The 14,214-nt window shown below is 41.4% G+C and carries 11 protein-coding genes; 5 read left to right on the forward strand and 6 right to left on the reverse strand.

The genetic code is table 11. From position 1 onward, the window contains the following. Positions 1-21 precede the first annotated feature (21 nt). Positions 22-2,517, reverse strand: a complete 2,496-nt coding sequence (locus tag PSH50_RS15765; RefSeq protein WP_273587811.1) for a S9 family peptidase — start codon at positions 2,515-2,517, stop codon at positions 22-24. A gap of 84 nt (positions 2,518-2,601) precedes the next feature. Between PSH50_RS15765 and PSH50_RS15770 the strand changes: the two genes are divergently transcribed. After that, positions 2,602-3,666 carry a CNNM domain-containing protein gene (locus PSH50_RS15770; protein ID WP_273587810.1) on the forward strand — a complete coding sequence of 355 codons (1,065 nt, stop codon included), beginning with the start codon at positions 2,602-2,604 and terminating at the stop codon, positions 3,664-3,666. A gap of 30 nt (positions 3,667-3,696) precedes the next feature. Here the strand turns inward: PSH50_RS15770 and PSH50_RS15775 are convergent, their stop codons facing one another. Continuing rightward, positions 3,697-4,914 carry an EAL domain-containing protein gene (locus PSH50_RS15775; protein WP_273587809.1) on the reverse strand — a complete coding sequence of 406 codons (1,218 nt, stop codon included), beginning with the start codon at positions 4,912-4,914 and terminating at the stop codon, positions 3,697-3,699. Between the two features lie 182 nt (positions 4,915-5,096). Between PSH50_RS15775 and PSH50_RS15780 the strand changes: the two genes are divergently transcribed. Then, positions 5,097-6,113 carry a metalloprotease gene (locus PSH50_RS15780; protein WP_264390858.1) on the forward strand — a complete coding sequence of 339 codons (1,017 nt, stop codon included), beginning with the start codon at positions 5,097-5,099 and terminating at the stop codon, positions 6,111-6,113. 44 nt (positions 6,114-6,157) lie between these two features. Here the strand turns inward: PSH50_RS15780 and PSH50_RS15785 are convergent, their stop codons facing one another. Further along, positions 6,158-7,468: a short-chain fatty acid transporter gene (locus PSH50_RS15785; protein WP_273587807.1), complete on the reverse strand. Its 1,311-nt coding sequence runs from the start codon at positions 7,466-7,468 to the stop codon at positions 6,158-6,160. A 225-nt stretch (positions 7,469-7,693) separates the two neighbouring features. On the opposite strand from PSH50_RS15785, the gene PSH50_RS15790 reads away from it, so the two are divergent. Together PSH50_RS15790 and PSH50_RS15795 are read left to right on the forward strand one after the other, a co-directional pair. Next, a complete protein-coding gene (locus PSH50_RS15790; RefSeq protein ID WP_273609823.1) occupies positions 7,694-8,761 on the forward strand; it encodes a potassium channel family protein in 1,068 nt (355 codons plus the stop codon). 19 nt (positions 8,762-8,780) lie between these two features. After that, positions 8,781-8,987: a hypothetical protein gene (locus tag PSH50_RS15795; RefSeq protein ID WP_004588680.1), complete on the forward strand. Its 207-nt coding sequence runs from the start codon at positions 8,781-8,783 to the stop codon at positions 8,985-8,987. A 2-nt stretch (positions 8,988-8,989) separates the two neighbouring features. Here the strand turns inward: PSH50_RS15795 and PSH50_RS15800 are convergent, their stop codons facing one another. Both PSH50_RS15800 and PSH50_RS15805 read right to left on the reverse strand, forming a co-directional pair. Next, a complete protein-coding gene (locus tag PSH50_RS15800) occupies positions 8,990-10,021 on the reverse strand; it encodes a cytosolic protein (protein ID WP_273587806.1) in 1,032 nt (343 codons plus the stop codon). A gap of 122 nt (positions 10,022-10,143) precedes the next feature. Next, positions 10,144-10,602: an EVE domain-containing protein gene (locus tag PSH50_RS15805; protein ID WP_138578075.1), complete on the reverse strand. Its 459-nt coding sequence runs from the start codon at positions 10,600-10,602 to the stop codon at positions 10,144-10,146. Positions 10,603-10,681: 79 nt separating this feature from the next. On the opposite strand from PSH50_RS15805, the gene tesB reads away from it, so the two are divergent. Next, positions 10,682-11,539, forward strand: a complete 858-nt coding sequence (gene tesB, locus PSH50_RS15810) for an acyl-CoA thioesterase II (protein ID WP_004588683.1) — start codon at positions 10,682-10,684, stop codon at positions 11,537-11,539. A 196-nt stretch (positions 11,540-11,735) separates the two neighbouring features. On the opposite strand, the gene plsB is transcribed toward tesB, so the two are convergent. Then, positions 11,736-14,174, reverse strand: a complete 2,439-nt coding sequence (gene plsB / locus PSH50_RS15815) for a glycerol-3-phosphate 1-O-acyltransferase PlsB (protein WP_029773518.1) — start codon at positions 14,172-14,174, stop codon at positions 11,736-11,738. Positions 14,175-14,214: the final 40 nt, after the last annotated feature.

A 14,214-nucleotide genomic window follows, 5' to 3' on the forward strand; every position in this document is an offset into this window, starting at 1 on the left:
AAAAATGTGCTGAGCGCTGTGTTACTTATCTGAATACATTGCGTCCCACCACTGTGGTTCGCCTTTTAGTTGTTTATCAAAATAAGCGAGCATGGTGTTCCACCAATCAAAGCGTTTATCACGAGCAAAAATTTGATGGTCGGCGCCTTTATATTCAATAAGCTCTACGTCTTTATTTAAAAGCTTTAAGGCGGTATACATGGTTAAGCTTTCGCCAACAGGTACATTGGTATCGCTATCGCCGTGTAACAGCAGTAAAGGGGTCGTTACTTTATCGGCATGAAATACAGGGCTGTGATCGCTATAAAGCGAAGCGTTATTCCACGGAAAGCTATTTTTTGATGCTTCGCCTGAGTATAAATACCCCCACCAACCTTCGCCCCAATACGAGGTTAAGTTTGATATACCCGCATGCGCAATAGATGCACTAAACATGTCTGTTTTGGTGGCAAGTAGCATGGTCATGAAGCCTCCGTATGAGGCGCCTAAATTACCCACTTTTTTGCTATCAACAAAATCGTATTTTTTTAAAAAGGCGTGTGTACCTTGCATTATATCGCTAGCGGTATAATCGCCCCAGGCGTTAACGTGCTGAGCAGAAAATGTTTGCCCAAAACCAGTTGCCCCTGTTGGCTGCAATACATAAACAACATAGCCATTTGCTGCCCACAAGTTAAATGGGTAGCGCCCTGTAAAACCACGGGTAACCGGTGAGGTGCCACCGTAGTAATAGACAAGTGCAGGGTGTTTTTTAGTTTTATCTAAGTTGGTAGGTATGTACACACGGCCTGTAATTTCTACGCCGTCTTTATTTGTAAAGTTAAACTCTTCCAGAGTCGGTATTTGTGTATTAGCGTAGGCAAGCGGCTTAGAGTCCCAGATTAGGTCTGTTTTATTTTTACTTATATTTAAGCGTTTAAGCTGCTGAGGGGTGGATGCTGTGGTACCGCTTAGTAGCACTTGCGGGTTTCTCTCGTGCGAGTAGCTAAATTGCTCAACGATATCTAAACCCGTATTAAGTTTTTTAAAGCGCTGTTTGCTCAAGTCATATAAATACAAAGGTTGGGTATCTTGCTCGGTTACTTTTATAAGCGCATCGCCATTATCAAGCACATGTAATTCACCTATAGCGGGGTCAAACTGCTTACTAAGCGCTTTTACATTCTTACCGTTATCGCTAAGTAAGTACAATTGGCCGTCGTAATTATTAGCTAACATCCCTTTTGGAAGTGCACGGCCTGCGCCATTTTTAAAATCTGGGCCAGCAACAACGTACACATCTTTGTTGGCGTACTTTGCATGGTTAAAGGTTTTAAATTTACCAAAAGACGTTATTTTATTCGATTGTAAGTCAAGTTCCACCAGTTCAGTTTCTGGGTGGGTGGTGGCTTGCATAACCATAACTTGGCGGCTCATTAATACTTTGCCACGATTAGTGTTTGCATCTTCAAAGCTATGCGAAATAGGGCCTTGGCTAAGCGCTTTGGTTAAACCGCTGTGGGTGTCTAACATATAGAGCTGACTTACGTTGCGTGCGTATGACCATCTATCTTGAAGACCTTTGTAGTGCTTAGTTAAGCTGTTGTTGTCTTCGGGGGTTTTAGACCAGCTAAAAATAAGGCTGTTATTATTATAAAAATTAAAGTTACTTGCGCCTTCAAGCTCTCTGGCCAATGTTTTAATGCTGAGGTTTTTACGGTTTAGCTGTTTTAGTTCACTCCCTAACATATAAACTAAAAATTGATTATTGGGGCTCCATACCATATTGCTTGGTTGCTGGCCTTCAAAGCGATACAAGGTTTGATTTTGGCTATTTTTAAGCTCAGTTACCACGTTTGCTTGGTTGGCCGTTTTATTTGAATAGCTGCGTGTGCTGGTAACGTATTGCTTAGCATCGGGCGCTAAAGAAAGTCCACTAATGGTGGGTGCATCAAAAAGTTGCTCGGCTGAAAGTCGCTTAGTTGTAGAGGTGTTAATTGTAATGTTGTCAGTGTCGGCTTTGGGTTCAAAATCGAGAGAAACGTTGTTCCAGTTAGCCACTTGTTGCGCCACTACAATCACACTATGAGAGCCATTAGTTAACGATAAAGAGTATGTGTGGTTATCGCCTTTTTGAAGCTTGGCATCAATAAACAACTGAGCGTTTTCTATCCCTTTTATAGTTAATGTGCCTTGGCTATAGCGGGTTGTTTCAATATTGAACTTAAGCGCTTGTAGGCCACCTAAAGTAAGTGCGTTTACTTTATTAAACGGCTGCCAGCTATGCTTTTTACCAAATACAGACACACTTTGCGTATTACGTTGCAACTGCTCTAATAAGTTATTAATAATGACTTGGCCGTGTGGTGTTTGAAATGGCTTAACTTGCATGTTTTCGCCTAAAGGGCCAATAAACTCGATATTTGATTTATCAAGCGGGGCTGCTATTGCTGTCAAACTCAAGCTGCCAAGAGCAAAAAAGGTAGCTGCTTGTTTTAGTAATTTATTTTTTGTGGTCCAAGGTGAGCTAATTCTCATATTTGTGCCTATTATTGATAGTTATTTGGCCAAATATAGCATGTATTGTTACCATGCCCATATGTTCAACTCATCGGAGAAAAAGTGACTTTACTGATTGTGTACATGGTTGCTGCCATCGTTATTTCTTTTTTATGCTCTGTAATGGAAGCTGTACTGTTAAGTATTTCGCCCAGCTATGTGGCGCTATTACGCAAAAAACAGCCTGAACTTGCAAAGCAGCTCGAAAAACTAAAAAATAATGTAGATCAACCGCTTGCTGCAATACTAACGCTTAACACAGTGGCCCATACCGCTGGCGCTGCAGGTGTGGGTGCACAAGCCGCTGTGGTTTTTTCAGATGCGGCAGTAGGAATTGCCTCTGCCATAATGACACTTTTAGTATTAGTACTTTCAGAGATTATTCCAAAAACCTTAGGGGCCAATTATTGGCGTGCCTTAACCCCTAGCGTGACCTATTCTTTACGCTTTTTAGTGATATCGCTAAAACCATTTGTGTGGCTTGCTCAAAAGCTTACTAATTTAATGGGGGCCAAGCACGATGAGGCTTTTTATATTCGCCAAGAAATAGAAGCCATGGCAGATATAGGCACCGAAACAGGGGCAATCCATGCCGATGAGTCAGAAATAATCCGCAACCTTTTACATTTTAGGCATGCGAAATTAACCGACTTAATGACGCCGCGCACTGTGCTGTATAAAGTACATAAAGGGTTAACGGTCGATCAGTACATGAGCGAGCACGGCTCGTCATCATTTTCGCGCGTGTTAGTGTTTGATAAAGACGCCGATGACATAATTGGCTTTGTGCATAAAAACGACATTATGTTGGCTTATCACCGCTTAGGTACCGATTATAAAATTAGCAAATTAGTTAAGCCTATTCATACGGTACCCGAAAGGCATAATGTGTCATCGCTACTACAAACCTTACTTAAACAACGTACTCACATATGTTTAATTGTTGATGAATACGGTGATGTTCAAGGCATTGTAACCCTCGAGGATATGATAGAAGCCCTTATGGGGCTTGAAATTGTTGATGAGCGCGACCAATCGACCAATATGCGTATGGTTGCCAAGCAGCGCTGGCGCCAGCGTTTAGCAAGCAGCGAGCACATAGTTAGTGAAGATGACGACACGCCCTGAGATAATAAATAATTACGACGGGGTTGAAGGTTAGCGTTTAATTGTGCCCCCCGTCGTATTTACCCAGTTTAGTGCCCACTCTATAAAATCGTCTTTGGCTTTAGGGCAGGTAAACAAAAATCCTTGCATGGCTAAATTAGTGCGGTAGTTTTTTAAGTAGAGCGATTCTTCGGCGCGCTCTACGCCTTCGGCCACAAGGGCTAGTTGCTCTTGACTGGCAATATCAACCAGTGAGCTGACCACCACTTGCGAAAACTGATCTGTTTCAATATTACTAATAAGTGTACGGTCAATTTTTATTTCAGTAAAAGGCAGGCGCTTAATCTGGTTCATGTTGGTAAAGCCAACACCAAAGTCATCCAATGATATGCCAAAGCCATGCATTCTTAATCTGTTTAAGGTTTCTAGCTGAGAAAGGCTAGACAGCGCATGTTGCTCGGTAATCTCTAAAATTATATCACTAGGTGATAGCTCATTGAGCTGCAATATAAGCATCAGCTTGTTGGGGCAGCTTAAATCATCTAGTTGAGTGGGAGATAGGTTAAAAGCCAGTTTTAGATGCGCCGTAATGTTTGTACGTATAGCTTTTAAATCGCTGGTGGCTTGCTCAAATAAGCTAAAGGTAATTTGATTAATTAACCCCGATTGCTCCGATAACGAAATGAACCGATTGGGCGAGATGATTTCGCCAGTATGCGTTTTAACGATGCGCGCTAGCACCTCAATACTTTCTATTTCACTGGTTTGAGAATTTATTTTTGGCTGATAGTAAGGGATTATCTCGTTTAAATTGATTGCCTCATGCAATGCTTTTTCTGAAATAGAGGCATGAGAAAGGTCGTTATGTACTGCTAAGTGCTTTGCTTTTTGTAAAACGGTTTTTACTTGCCTAAGTTGCACGGGTTTAGCTAAATTTGCGACTAAATGAATATTGCTATGGCGCGCTAAATTGGCAGCTAGGTTAATAACCTTATGATCCATCTCCGAAATTATAACTACTGCGCCTGTAAAATTAAGCTCGCCTAGTTTTCTTATAAACTCCATACCATCCATTTCAGGCATGTTTAAGTCTGTAAATACAATATCGTAAAAGTTTATATCGTCGGTTACATGAGTTAGCGCTTGCTGAGCACTCAGGCATTTTGTAACTTTATTCGAGACTCCTAGCTCATATAAAATGGCCTCCATAACAATTAAAATCGCCTTTGAGTCATCCACAACTAAAATATTGGGTACCGAAATCGACATGCTCTATCCTTGTAACTGCTTAATATATTAGTACTGTAAAAATAGCGCCTGATCAGCCTTTTGTCAGCTTAGTTTTATATTATTTTTTATCTTCTAAGTGCTTTTGCGCTTATGATTTAAGGCAATTCGTGTTTTTTAAATTCATCGGTATACTAGCGCCATTGTTTTAACTGGTTTTAGTCATGATAAAAATCGATCTCATGCTTGCAGAGCAACCATTAATGCTAATGGTATCTGGGCATAAAATAGTACAAATATTTCATAATCAACAGGCCATAAGCTTTACAACACCCAAAGAGCATTACGCCGAATTTACTTTAGATAATAAGCAAATAGGGATTGATAGCTCACATGTTCATGAGCAGTCTTTATCGTTATTTGTTGATGGTGTGTTTGCTACTGAACTAGCTTTACCTGCGCCGGTAAATAGCCAGCCCAAAAAAGGCTTTTTAGGGCTAGCGGCATTGGGTTTTAAATTATTTAAAAGTGCAAAAGTAATTAAGGTGGCTTTAGCGAGTGCATCGGTTGCCGGCTATGCATGGCTATTTAGTATTGAATTTGCACTAATGCTAATTGCCTGTTTAGTGGTACATGAATACGGACACGTTAGAGCCATGAAATACTTTGGCATAAAAACCAAAGGGATTTACCTTATCCCCTTTGTAGGTGGATTGGCTGTAAGTGACGATAAAATAACAACGCGCTGGCAAGATGTAGTTATATCCCTCATGGGGCCAGCGTTTGGTTTATTTACCTCAGTGCTGGGTGTGGTTTTATATTACGCCACTGAAATGGATATATTTGCAGGTGTTGCGGTATTAAGCGCACTACTTAACTTATTTAATCTACTACCCATTTTACCGCTTGATGGTGGGCATGTTTTAAAAAGTATCAGCTTTTCAATGCGCTCTTGGGTCGGTTTAAGTGTGTGCTTATTGGGCGTGCTATTTGGATTATGGCTTAGTTATACATTTGGCTTAATGTTGCTGGTGTTCTTTTTGTTTGTTGGCGCACTGGAAATTGTATTTGAATGGCGCGGCCGACATTACTCGCATTTATTGCCGCTTGATAAATACGGCCAAGGCTTTTCAGCCGCTATGTACGCCATTGTAGTAGCTGGGCATGTAGCGGTTATGATGCACTTTGCAGATTCAGAAAACCCAATACTTAGTTTACCGATGACGATTTTATCGAGCTAATCGCTATACGCGCAGTATACTTAAATACTGCGCGTAATTAAGGGTTAGTAAAAGCTCAGCACTAGCGATATAAATACCCCCGTTACAAATAACTGCACTACACAAAACCCCATAATGTCTTTCGCTTTTAACCCTGCAATGGCTAATACCGGTAAAGCCCAAAAGGGTTGAATTAAATTGGTCCACGCATCACCCCAGGCAACCGCCATAGCAACACGTGATATATCGGCGCCCAGCTCTTGCGCTGCGGGTATAACAATAGGTGCTTGTACTGCCCATTGGCCGCCGCCAGAAGGTACAAACATATTAACGAGTCCTGCACTTATAAAGCTAAAAAATGGCAAGCTATCGGCGTCAGCAACAGCTATAAAACCACGCGATATTTGTTGTGCTAAACCGCTGTCGACCATGACTGCCATTATGCCCGCGTAAAACGGAAATTGAATGACAATACCCGCACCGCTGGGAATTGCTTGTTGCAAGCTATTAAGCAAGTTATAGGGTGTTTGGTGCAAGGTAATGGCTAAAAACAAAAACACAGCAATAATGCTGTTTAGGTTTAGGCTACCGCCTGCAACTATAAAGTAATACCCTAAATAGCAAAGGCCAAGTAAACCAATCGAAATGCCAAGCAGCTTTGTGTGTTCTAAATGCTGAGCAGGGCGAGTAATTTTTTCATGTGCGGGCGGGGGCTCTTTAATAAGTGCTGGGTCTACATATACGCTGTTTTTATCACTGGGTAGCATGTAGCGGTTAACCAACGGCATAATAATAAATAAGCCAATTAATATTGCTATGTTAAAACCAGCAAATAGGGTTTGCTCGGTACTAATTATGCCAATGCTATTTTGTGAAAAGTGCCCTTCGGTAGCAATCGTAAGCGGAATTGAGCCTGCTAAGCCGCCATGCCACACCACAAAGCCAGAATAGGCACTGGCAACTAATAGGCGGTAATCAACCTGTGTCTGCCTTGCAATTGCTTTGGCAAATAAAGCCCCAATAACTAAGCCAAACCCCCAATTAAGCCAGCTGGCTAATAGCGAAATAAGCGTGACTAAAATAATCGCTTTTGGCGCTGAATTAGCAAGCGCCGCCAGTTTGTTTAATAACGAATTGATAATGGGCGTGCTTGCTAGCATGTAACCTGTAATCAGCACCAACAGCATTTGCATGGCAAAGCTAAGCAGGTTCCAAAAACCACTCCCCCATGCGTTAATAACTTCAATATGTGTTGCGGGGGTAAAAATACTGGCAGAGAGTAAAGTAATTAAGCTCAGCAATATGACAAATATAAAAGGGTCAGGTAAGTAGCGCTCTACTAATTTGGTAAACGGTGTGGCAATTTTATTAAGCATAATGTGTCTGTGTGTTTTTTAGTCTTATTATAATTAATCATGCTCTTAGCACATTAGCAAACCCGCATTTAGTCTTATATTTTAAGGCCTGAGCATCTTATAGGTTGAACAAAATTTAATCCTAAAAGGGTAACAGGCCTTACTTAAAGGCTTAAACGTTGCTTAAAAGCATGGCTTACAGTAACGTACTGTTTATAGATAATTTACTAACAAAGATTTTGTATCATGCCGGTAATATTTAAGAGGCTAGCGCTACTTGTTCGTGCTCATATCGATCAGCTGAGCTGGCAAGCCGTGGTGCTTGCAATACTTGCTCATATGTTAGTGACTTGGGGGCTGCTATTTATTGCAAATGAGCAAGCGCTTACCTCGTTTACGACCTTTTTTTACTACTACACAGTAACTACCTCAACAGTGGGTTACGGCGATTTTAGCCCAACCAGCGAGCTGGGGCGTTGGGTTGTGGCTTTAATACAAATTCCGTTTGGATTAGCTTTATTTGGCGTTCTGTTAGGAAAAACAGGGCAAACAGTGACTTACTTAATTAGGCGCGCTATGACTGGTGATAAAAACTTTGCTCACAGTAACAACCACATTATTATTTTTGGTTGGCACGATACCCGAACAAAAAAAATGATTGATTATATCCTTGCCGATACCAAACGTACCGACCGCCGTATTTTGTTGGCGGTGACCGAGCAAATGGATCACCCATTTTTAACTAACGAAAATGTCGACTTTGCCCGCCTAACAAGTTTTACCGATTTAGAAGAGCTTGAGCGCGTAGCTATAAGCCGTGCCGACAAAGTTATTATTGATGGGCAAGATGACGACCAAACACTTACAACTGCACTGCGTATTAGCCGTTTAGTTAAAGATGAGTGCCACATTAGCGCGCATTTTTTAGATGAAACCAAGGTCGATATGTTGCTTGAGCATTGCCAAAATGTAGAGTGTAGTAGCGCTAAGTCGGCTGAGATTTTAGTACGCTCAATGCAAGATCCAGGCTCGAGTCGAGTACAAGAAGAGCTATTATCTACATTGCACGGCGACACGCAGTTTAGCCTAGCTATTCCAAGTGAATGCGAAGAGATGGAGTTTGGCACTTTATTTCACCATTTTAAGCATGACTATAATGCTATTTTGTTAGGGGTGGCGCATAACTTAAGTGCACAAAATATGGATTTAAATCCGCCACTTGATTACAAGGTAAATGCGGGCGATATCCTGCACTACATTGCCCTTGAGCGTGTGCTAACAAATGAAGTAGATTGGCAAAGCTTGGCCAAATAACCAAGGCTTAGGTTAAATAATGAATGAAGTAGTATTTTTAATAATTATTTTAAGCGCTTATATATTACCCGTGGTGATAGTGGTTAATAGTAAGCGCACCCAAGGCCACGAAAAAAACGGCTGGTTATTAGGCGTAATTATTTTTTCGTGGCTGGGGCTTTTTATGTATTTTACGATTGTGCCCAAGCATGGTCACAAAAAAAGAAAGAAGAATAAACCGTCATAGGTCTATTCTAGCTGCTTGAGCTTGTGCTCAACCAGCGGATCATCTGGCACTATTTGTTGGGCAACTTCTAATAACTGAATAGCATCATTTGGGTGTTCATCTTGATGTTTAAGTGCGACATCTATTAACGGCTGAATATCTATTTTGGCCTGATGTTCTTGCACATGCACTTCTTTTTCATCTGCTAAAATTTGATGTGCTGTACTTAATAATGCCAAGCGGTGAGGCGAACTCGCATTTGCCTTATTTAGGCTTTGATAATACTCTTCTTTTAAGCGCAAGGTTTTGGTTTGCAAACGAAACTGCGCTATATCAATTTGCTGGTGGCGTATAAAGTCAACAGCCACTTGTTTGTAAAAGCCAAATTTGGTGAGGTAACTTGCGTGGGTACCGTGGCCCATGCCAAACACTCTTAAATGAGTCAGTTGTGGGTACCGCTTAGCATGTAGGCGGTCTATTTTATTGGTGGGGTCATAAATTATATACCCCTTAGCATGGCCTAAATCGAGGTCGTTATACTCACTTTGCCAATCAAATTGCTGCGCAAGCTCTGTGCTGGAGCGGGTGTCCCACGGAACTGTTTCGGTGTTTTTGGTGCTAACAGGATGAAAAAATAAAACCTGATCTAATTTAAGTAATTTTGCAAACGCACCAACAGCAAAACCACCGCGACTAAGGCCATAGCCTAAGCGGCACTTAAATGGTGAAAGTAAGCTTGATAACTGCTCCAAAAAGAAGATTAAATTACGGCTTCTAAACCAATTGCTTTTGCCTAAATGTTGGAACGAAATTACATTAACATTTTGTTTTTGCGCTAAGTGATAGCCCCAAGGGGCAAAGTCATCGGTTAGGTCGTGTTCTTGGACGTTGGTGCCCGCGGGGGAAAAAGTAAAAAGCAGGGGCTTATTTAAATCAACAAATTCGTATTTTACATACACATCGCCGAGTAGGTCGCCGCCACACATAGGCAGCTTAGTTTGTTGTTCATCACGGCAAAGCGTTAACCATTCATCTAACCAATACAGTAGTTTCATTAATCCCCCAATTATAACTCGCGGGGGATCGTATCAAACACGGCCAAATGAGGTCAAACATAGCCAAGCTTTAGCCCGTTAATGATTAGCTACTATTACAGCTTGATATTTGCTTAATGAGCTTAATTGCTCATGGCTATTATTTGCTCCCAGTCGTTTTGTGTGACAGGCATTACCGAAAGGCGACCTGCTTTTTTAAGGGCTAATTCGTTAATCGCCTCGTTAGCTTTAATGTCTTTTAAGCTTACGCGTTTGTTTAAATGGCTTTTATAGGTTACTTCAACTACAAACCAGCGTGGCTTGTCGGGCGTGGCTTTCGCATCGTAATAGTCACTATTTAAATCAAACTGAGTTGGGTCGGGGTAGGCTTCTTTAGTAACAGTGGCTATACCCACAACGCCTACTTGTTTGCAGCTAGAGTGGTAAATAAATACTAAGTCACCCAATTTTATATCGTCACGCATAAAGTTACGTGCCTGATAGTTACGCACGCCTTCCCACAGGGTGGTTTGTTGCGGCGCTGTTTTTAAATCATCAATCGAAAAAGCATCGGGCTCAGTTTTAAATAGCCAATAATTCATAGCGTTACTCATTTAGTTAGATTTACATAGCTGCATTGTATAGTATCATTAGCTTATCTGGGGATTGAGAGAACAGCAAATGAGCCAAGTATTAGATGATTTATTATCGTTATTGTCACTTGAAGAAATTGAACAAGGTTTATATCGTGGGCAAAGCCAAGATCTAGGGTTTAGAGCGGTATTTGGTGGTCAAGTAATGGGGCAGGCGTTGTCTGCTGCAAAAGAAACGCTACCAAAAGGACGTGTTGTTCATTCATTACACTCTTACTTTTTACGCCCCGGCGACGCCGCAAAACCGATTGTTTACGACGTAGAAACCATCCGCGATGGTAAAAGCTTTAGCACCCGCCGAGTAAGCGCTATTCAATACGGTAAACCTATTTTTTATATGACTGCGTCGTTTCAGGGTGAAGAAGAAGGCTTATCGCATCAAGCAACCATGCCTAATGTACCGCCACCAGAGGAGCTTCGCTCGTCGCTTGAGTTTTATCAAGAAAACGCCCACCACATACCCGAGGTGATCCGTAATAAGTTTATACGCGAAATGCCCATTGAAATGCGCCCGGTTACTTTTCATAACCCGTTTAAGCCAGAGGTTATTGAGCCCGTAAAGCACATTTGGATTAAAGCCAATGGCGATATGCCCGACGATCAACGCATTCATAATTACTTATTAGCGTATGCCTCTGACTTTGAGTTTTTACCTACGGCATTACAGCCTCATGGCGTATCGTTTATGCAGCCAAATATGCAAGTGGCAACGATTGACCATGCTATGTGGTTCCACCGCCCATTTAGAATGGACGATTGGATTTTATATACCATAGACAGCCCAAGTGCTAGTTCTGGGCGAGGCTTGGTAAGAGGCCAGTTTTTTGACCGCCAAGGTAATTTAGTCGCATCAACGATTCAAGAAGGGGTGATGCGCCAGCGTTAATTTGATTAGACTTGCTGGCAACAGACTGGCTGTTAAGCGCAAATTAGCAGTGCTTTCGCTAAAGGTTTTACCAAGAGATAAGCGCCTCTATGTAGCGTTGCTGTTTAATAACTAAACGTACAAAAAAGCCTCAACATGTTAAATGTTGAAGCTTTTTTAATGGTGTTTAATTAAAGCTTAAATTATAACAGCTCGGCTAATTACATTGATCTTGCACTATGTCGCTAACCGATTGCCATATACGCGCAGGTAATAAGGTTTTTAAGTACATGTATATTTCACACAGTTGTGTACTACCGTGAATACCATTTTCACCTTCAGTAATTAGCAGCTCACCGCGTAAATTATCAATAAAGCTTACCAGTACTTTTTTATCAAAAAACTCCGGGGTTTTAATGCCGTGTAAGGTGCCTAAACGGTTCGCCAGTACTTGGCTTTCACGCTCTAGTTCGGCTTTTTCAATTCCGTTACTGGTTTGAATAAAGCCCACAACAATGGCATAACGTTGCAACGTAAAGCTAAGCGACCTTCCTAGCATTTCAAGTTTGGCTAACGAATCATTCGTGTTAGTAACATGAATGGTATCGCCATCAAGCTCAATTAAGTTTTGATCGCTAAAGTTAGCCAAAATACGGCTTATGTAGTTTTCATCTAGCGGCTGTAAATACCATTCTTTTGCAAACAGAGGGTAAAAAGCAGAAACAAGCTTTTGGCATTGCTCAACCGTACTACTGTGTTGCTTAAATAAGTGCAAAGCAATAAGACTTGGCACAGCAAATAAGTGCAAAATATTATTACGATAATAGTTAAACAGGGTTTTTTCTTTATCGTTAATTGCAATAATTTCGCCAAATTCATCGCTAATAACATCAAATTTATTAAGCTTAATGGCGTGTGTTAATAGTTGCTCTGGTGTTTCATCGGGGGCCGTGACTTTATCGCTATAGCTTGCATCGCGTTGTAGGCGTAAGTAAAAATCTAGTTGCGCTAATAGCTTAGGCTTACTTAACGCGTGTTTGTCGTTAACTAGCAAAATCATAGCCAGTAAATTCACAGCGTTAAGTGCTGCGGCATTATTAATTTTTACCATTACTTGGTCGGCCAATGCGGCTACTTGAGGGCCTAGCCATTGCGGCTTTTGCACATCGGTAGGGTGTATTGCATCGCGCCAATCAGGTTGGTTGTCGTTTAAGTATTGGTTTATAGAAATAGGGTCGCCAAAGTTTAAGTAACCACGGCCGTAATTTTTAAGGTTTTTAATGGCTTTAAAAATACCAAAAATGGACTCGCCTTTTTTATCTTTACCGGCAAGCTCTTTTAAGTAGGTATTGATTTCCATTACATGCTCATAGCCAATGTATACCGGCACAATAGAAACCGGGCGGTCTATGCCGCGTAGCATTGCTTGCAACGTCATGGCGAGCATACCGGTTTTTGGCGGTAGTAATCGGCCTGTACGGCTGCGCCCGCCTTCAGTGTAAAACTTAACTGAGTAACCTTTAATAAATAGCTGGCTTAAATACTCTTTAAATACGGCTGAGTAAAGTTTATTACCGGCAAACGAGCGGCGGATAAAAAACGCCCCTGAGCGGCGAAAAATACCACCGGCAGGGAAAAAGTTAAGATTAATGCCCGCGGCAATATGCGGCGGCACCAAACCTTGATGGTATATAGCATAGGTAAGTAACAAGTAATCCATGTGGCTGCGATGACACGGCATATAGATTATCTCGTGGCCTTTATTTGTTAGCTCATGAATCTGCTCGGTGTATTTTATATCTATACCGTTATAAAGCTTAGTCCACAGCCAGGTTAAAATTCTGTCGCCTACACGTATCATTGCCTCAGAGTAATTAGCGGCAATTTCATCTAGTAGTTTTAACGCGTTTTGGCGGGCTTCTGTTTGGCTTATTCCTTTTGACTTTGCTTCATCTTGAATTGCTTTTTTTATTGTCGGCGAAGCCAAAAGTGAGTTAAATAATTGCTCGCGCGAGGGCATTTTAGGGCCCGTAGCGGCCAGTTTTTGACGTTTAAAGTGCACCCGAGCAACACGCAATAGTTTTTGTGGTAGCTCATTTACGTCGGCTTTTTCGTTCACGATAAGTGATAAATCGAGTGGCTGGCTAAAGCGAATAAAGTTATCGCGCCCAGAAAAAAGCACAACGAAAAATTTTCTAAACCAACTAGGCGTAAGAGAGTGGGTAATTAAGGTACGAATACCTGGCTTTTCTTTACCTGGGTCGCGCCCCCATAAAATAGTTACCGGCACCACTTGTACATTCTTTTGCCCGCTATTTAATAAATGTTCAACTATTTGCTTACCCTGTGATAAAGCGGCGGTCGGTTTCGCGGTATCGCCAAATAAAGGTGGCGGATTTTTAATACCAATAAAGCGTGCCAGCTCTTGGTTTCCTAACGTTTGATATTCGCATGGGTTAGGCAAACCATGCTTTTTACATACATTAGTAAGCGCAGCTAAATCGAAACGCGAATTTAAACGTACTATATAAAAAGTAGGGTGTTCAGGATTAAGGTCATATTGTTCTATTGGGCTTTGGGGAAGGACCTTACTTTTTACCAAAACACGGCTTACGCAGCTAGTAAGAAAATTCAAACAATAATTTAATAAACGCATCGACTCACCATATTGAGAGTATTAAAAGCAAAATTAGCGC

The organism is Pseudoalteromonas sp. Angola-7 (assembly GCF_028599255.1).
Taxonomy (GTDB): domain Bacteria; phylum Pseudomonadota; class Gammaproteobacteria; order Enterobacterales; family Alteromonadaceae; genus Pseudoalteromonas; species Pseudoalteromonas atlantica.

Excerpts from the sequence above, each read along its gene's own strand:
- PSH50_RS15765 (WP_273587811.1), bottom strand. The coding sequence starts at position 2,517 with ATGAGAATTAGCTCACCTTGGACCACAAAAAATAAATTACTAAAACAA.
- PSH50_RS15775 (WP_273587809.1), bottom strand. The coding sequence starts at position 4,914 with ATGTCGATTTCGGTACCCAATATTTTAGTTGTGGATGACTCAAAGGCG.
- PSH50_RS15780 (WP_264390858.1), top strand. The coding sequence starts at position 5,097 with ATGATAAAAATCGATCTCATGCTTGCAGAGCAACCATTAATGCTAATG.
- PSH50_RS15785 (WP_273587807.1), bottom strand. The coding sequence starts at position 7,468 with ATGCTTAATAAAATTGCCACACCGTTTACCAAATTAGTAGAGCGCTAC.
- PSH50_RS15790 (WP_273609823.1), top strand. The coding sequence starts at position 7,694 with ATGCCGGTAATATTTAAGAGGCTAGCGCTACTTGTTCGTGCTCATATC.
- PSH50_RS15795 (WP_004588680.1), top strand. The coding sequence starts at position 8,781 with ATGAATGAAGTAGTATTTTTAATAATTATTTTAAGCGCTTATATATTA.
- PSH50_RS15800 (WP_273587806.1), bottom strand. The coding sequence starts at position 10,021 with ATGAAACTACTGTATTGGTTAGATGAATGGTTAACGCTTTGCCGTGAT.
- PSH50_RS15805 (WP_138578075.1), bottom strand. The coding sequence starts at position 10,602 with ATGAATTATTGGCTATTTAAAACTGAGCCCGATGCTTTTTCGATTGAT.
- tesB (WP_004588683.1), top strand. The coding sequence starts at position 10,682 with ATGAGCCAAGTATTAGATGATTTATTATCGTTATTGTCACTTGAAGAA.
- plsB (WP_029773518.1), bottom strand. The coding sequence starts at position 14,174 with ATGCGTTTATTAAATTATTGTTTGAATTTTCTTACTAGCTGCGTAAGC.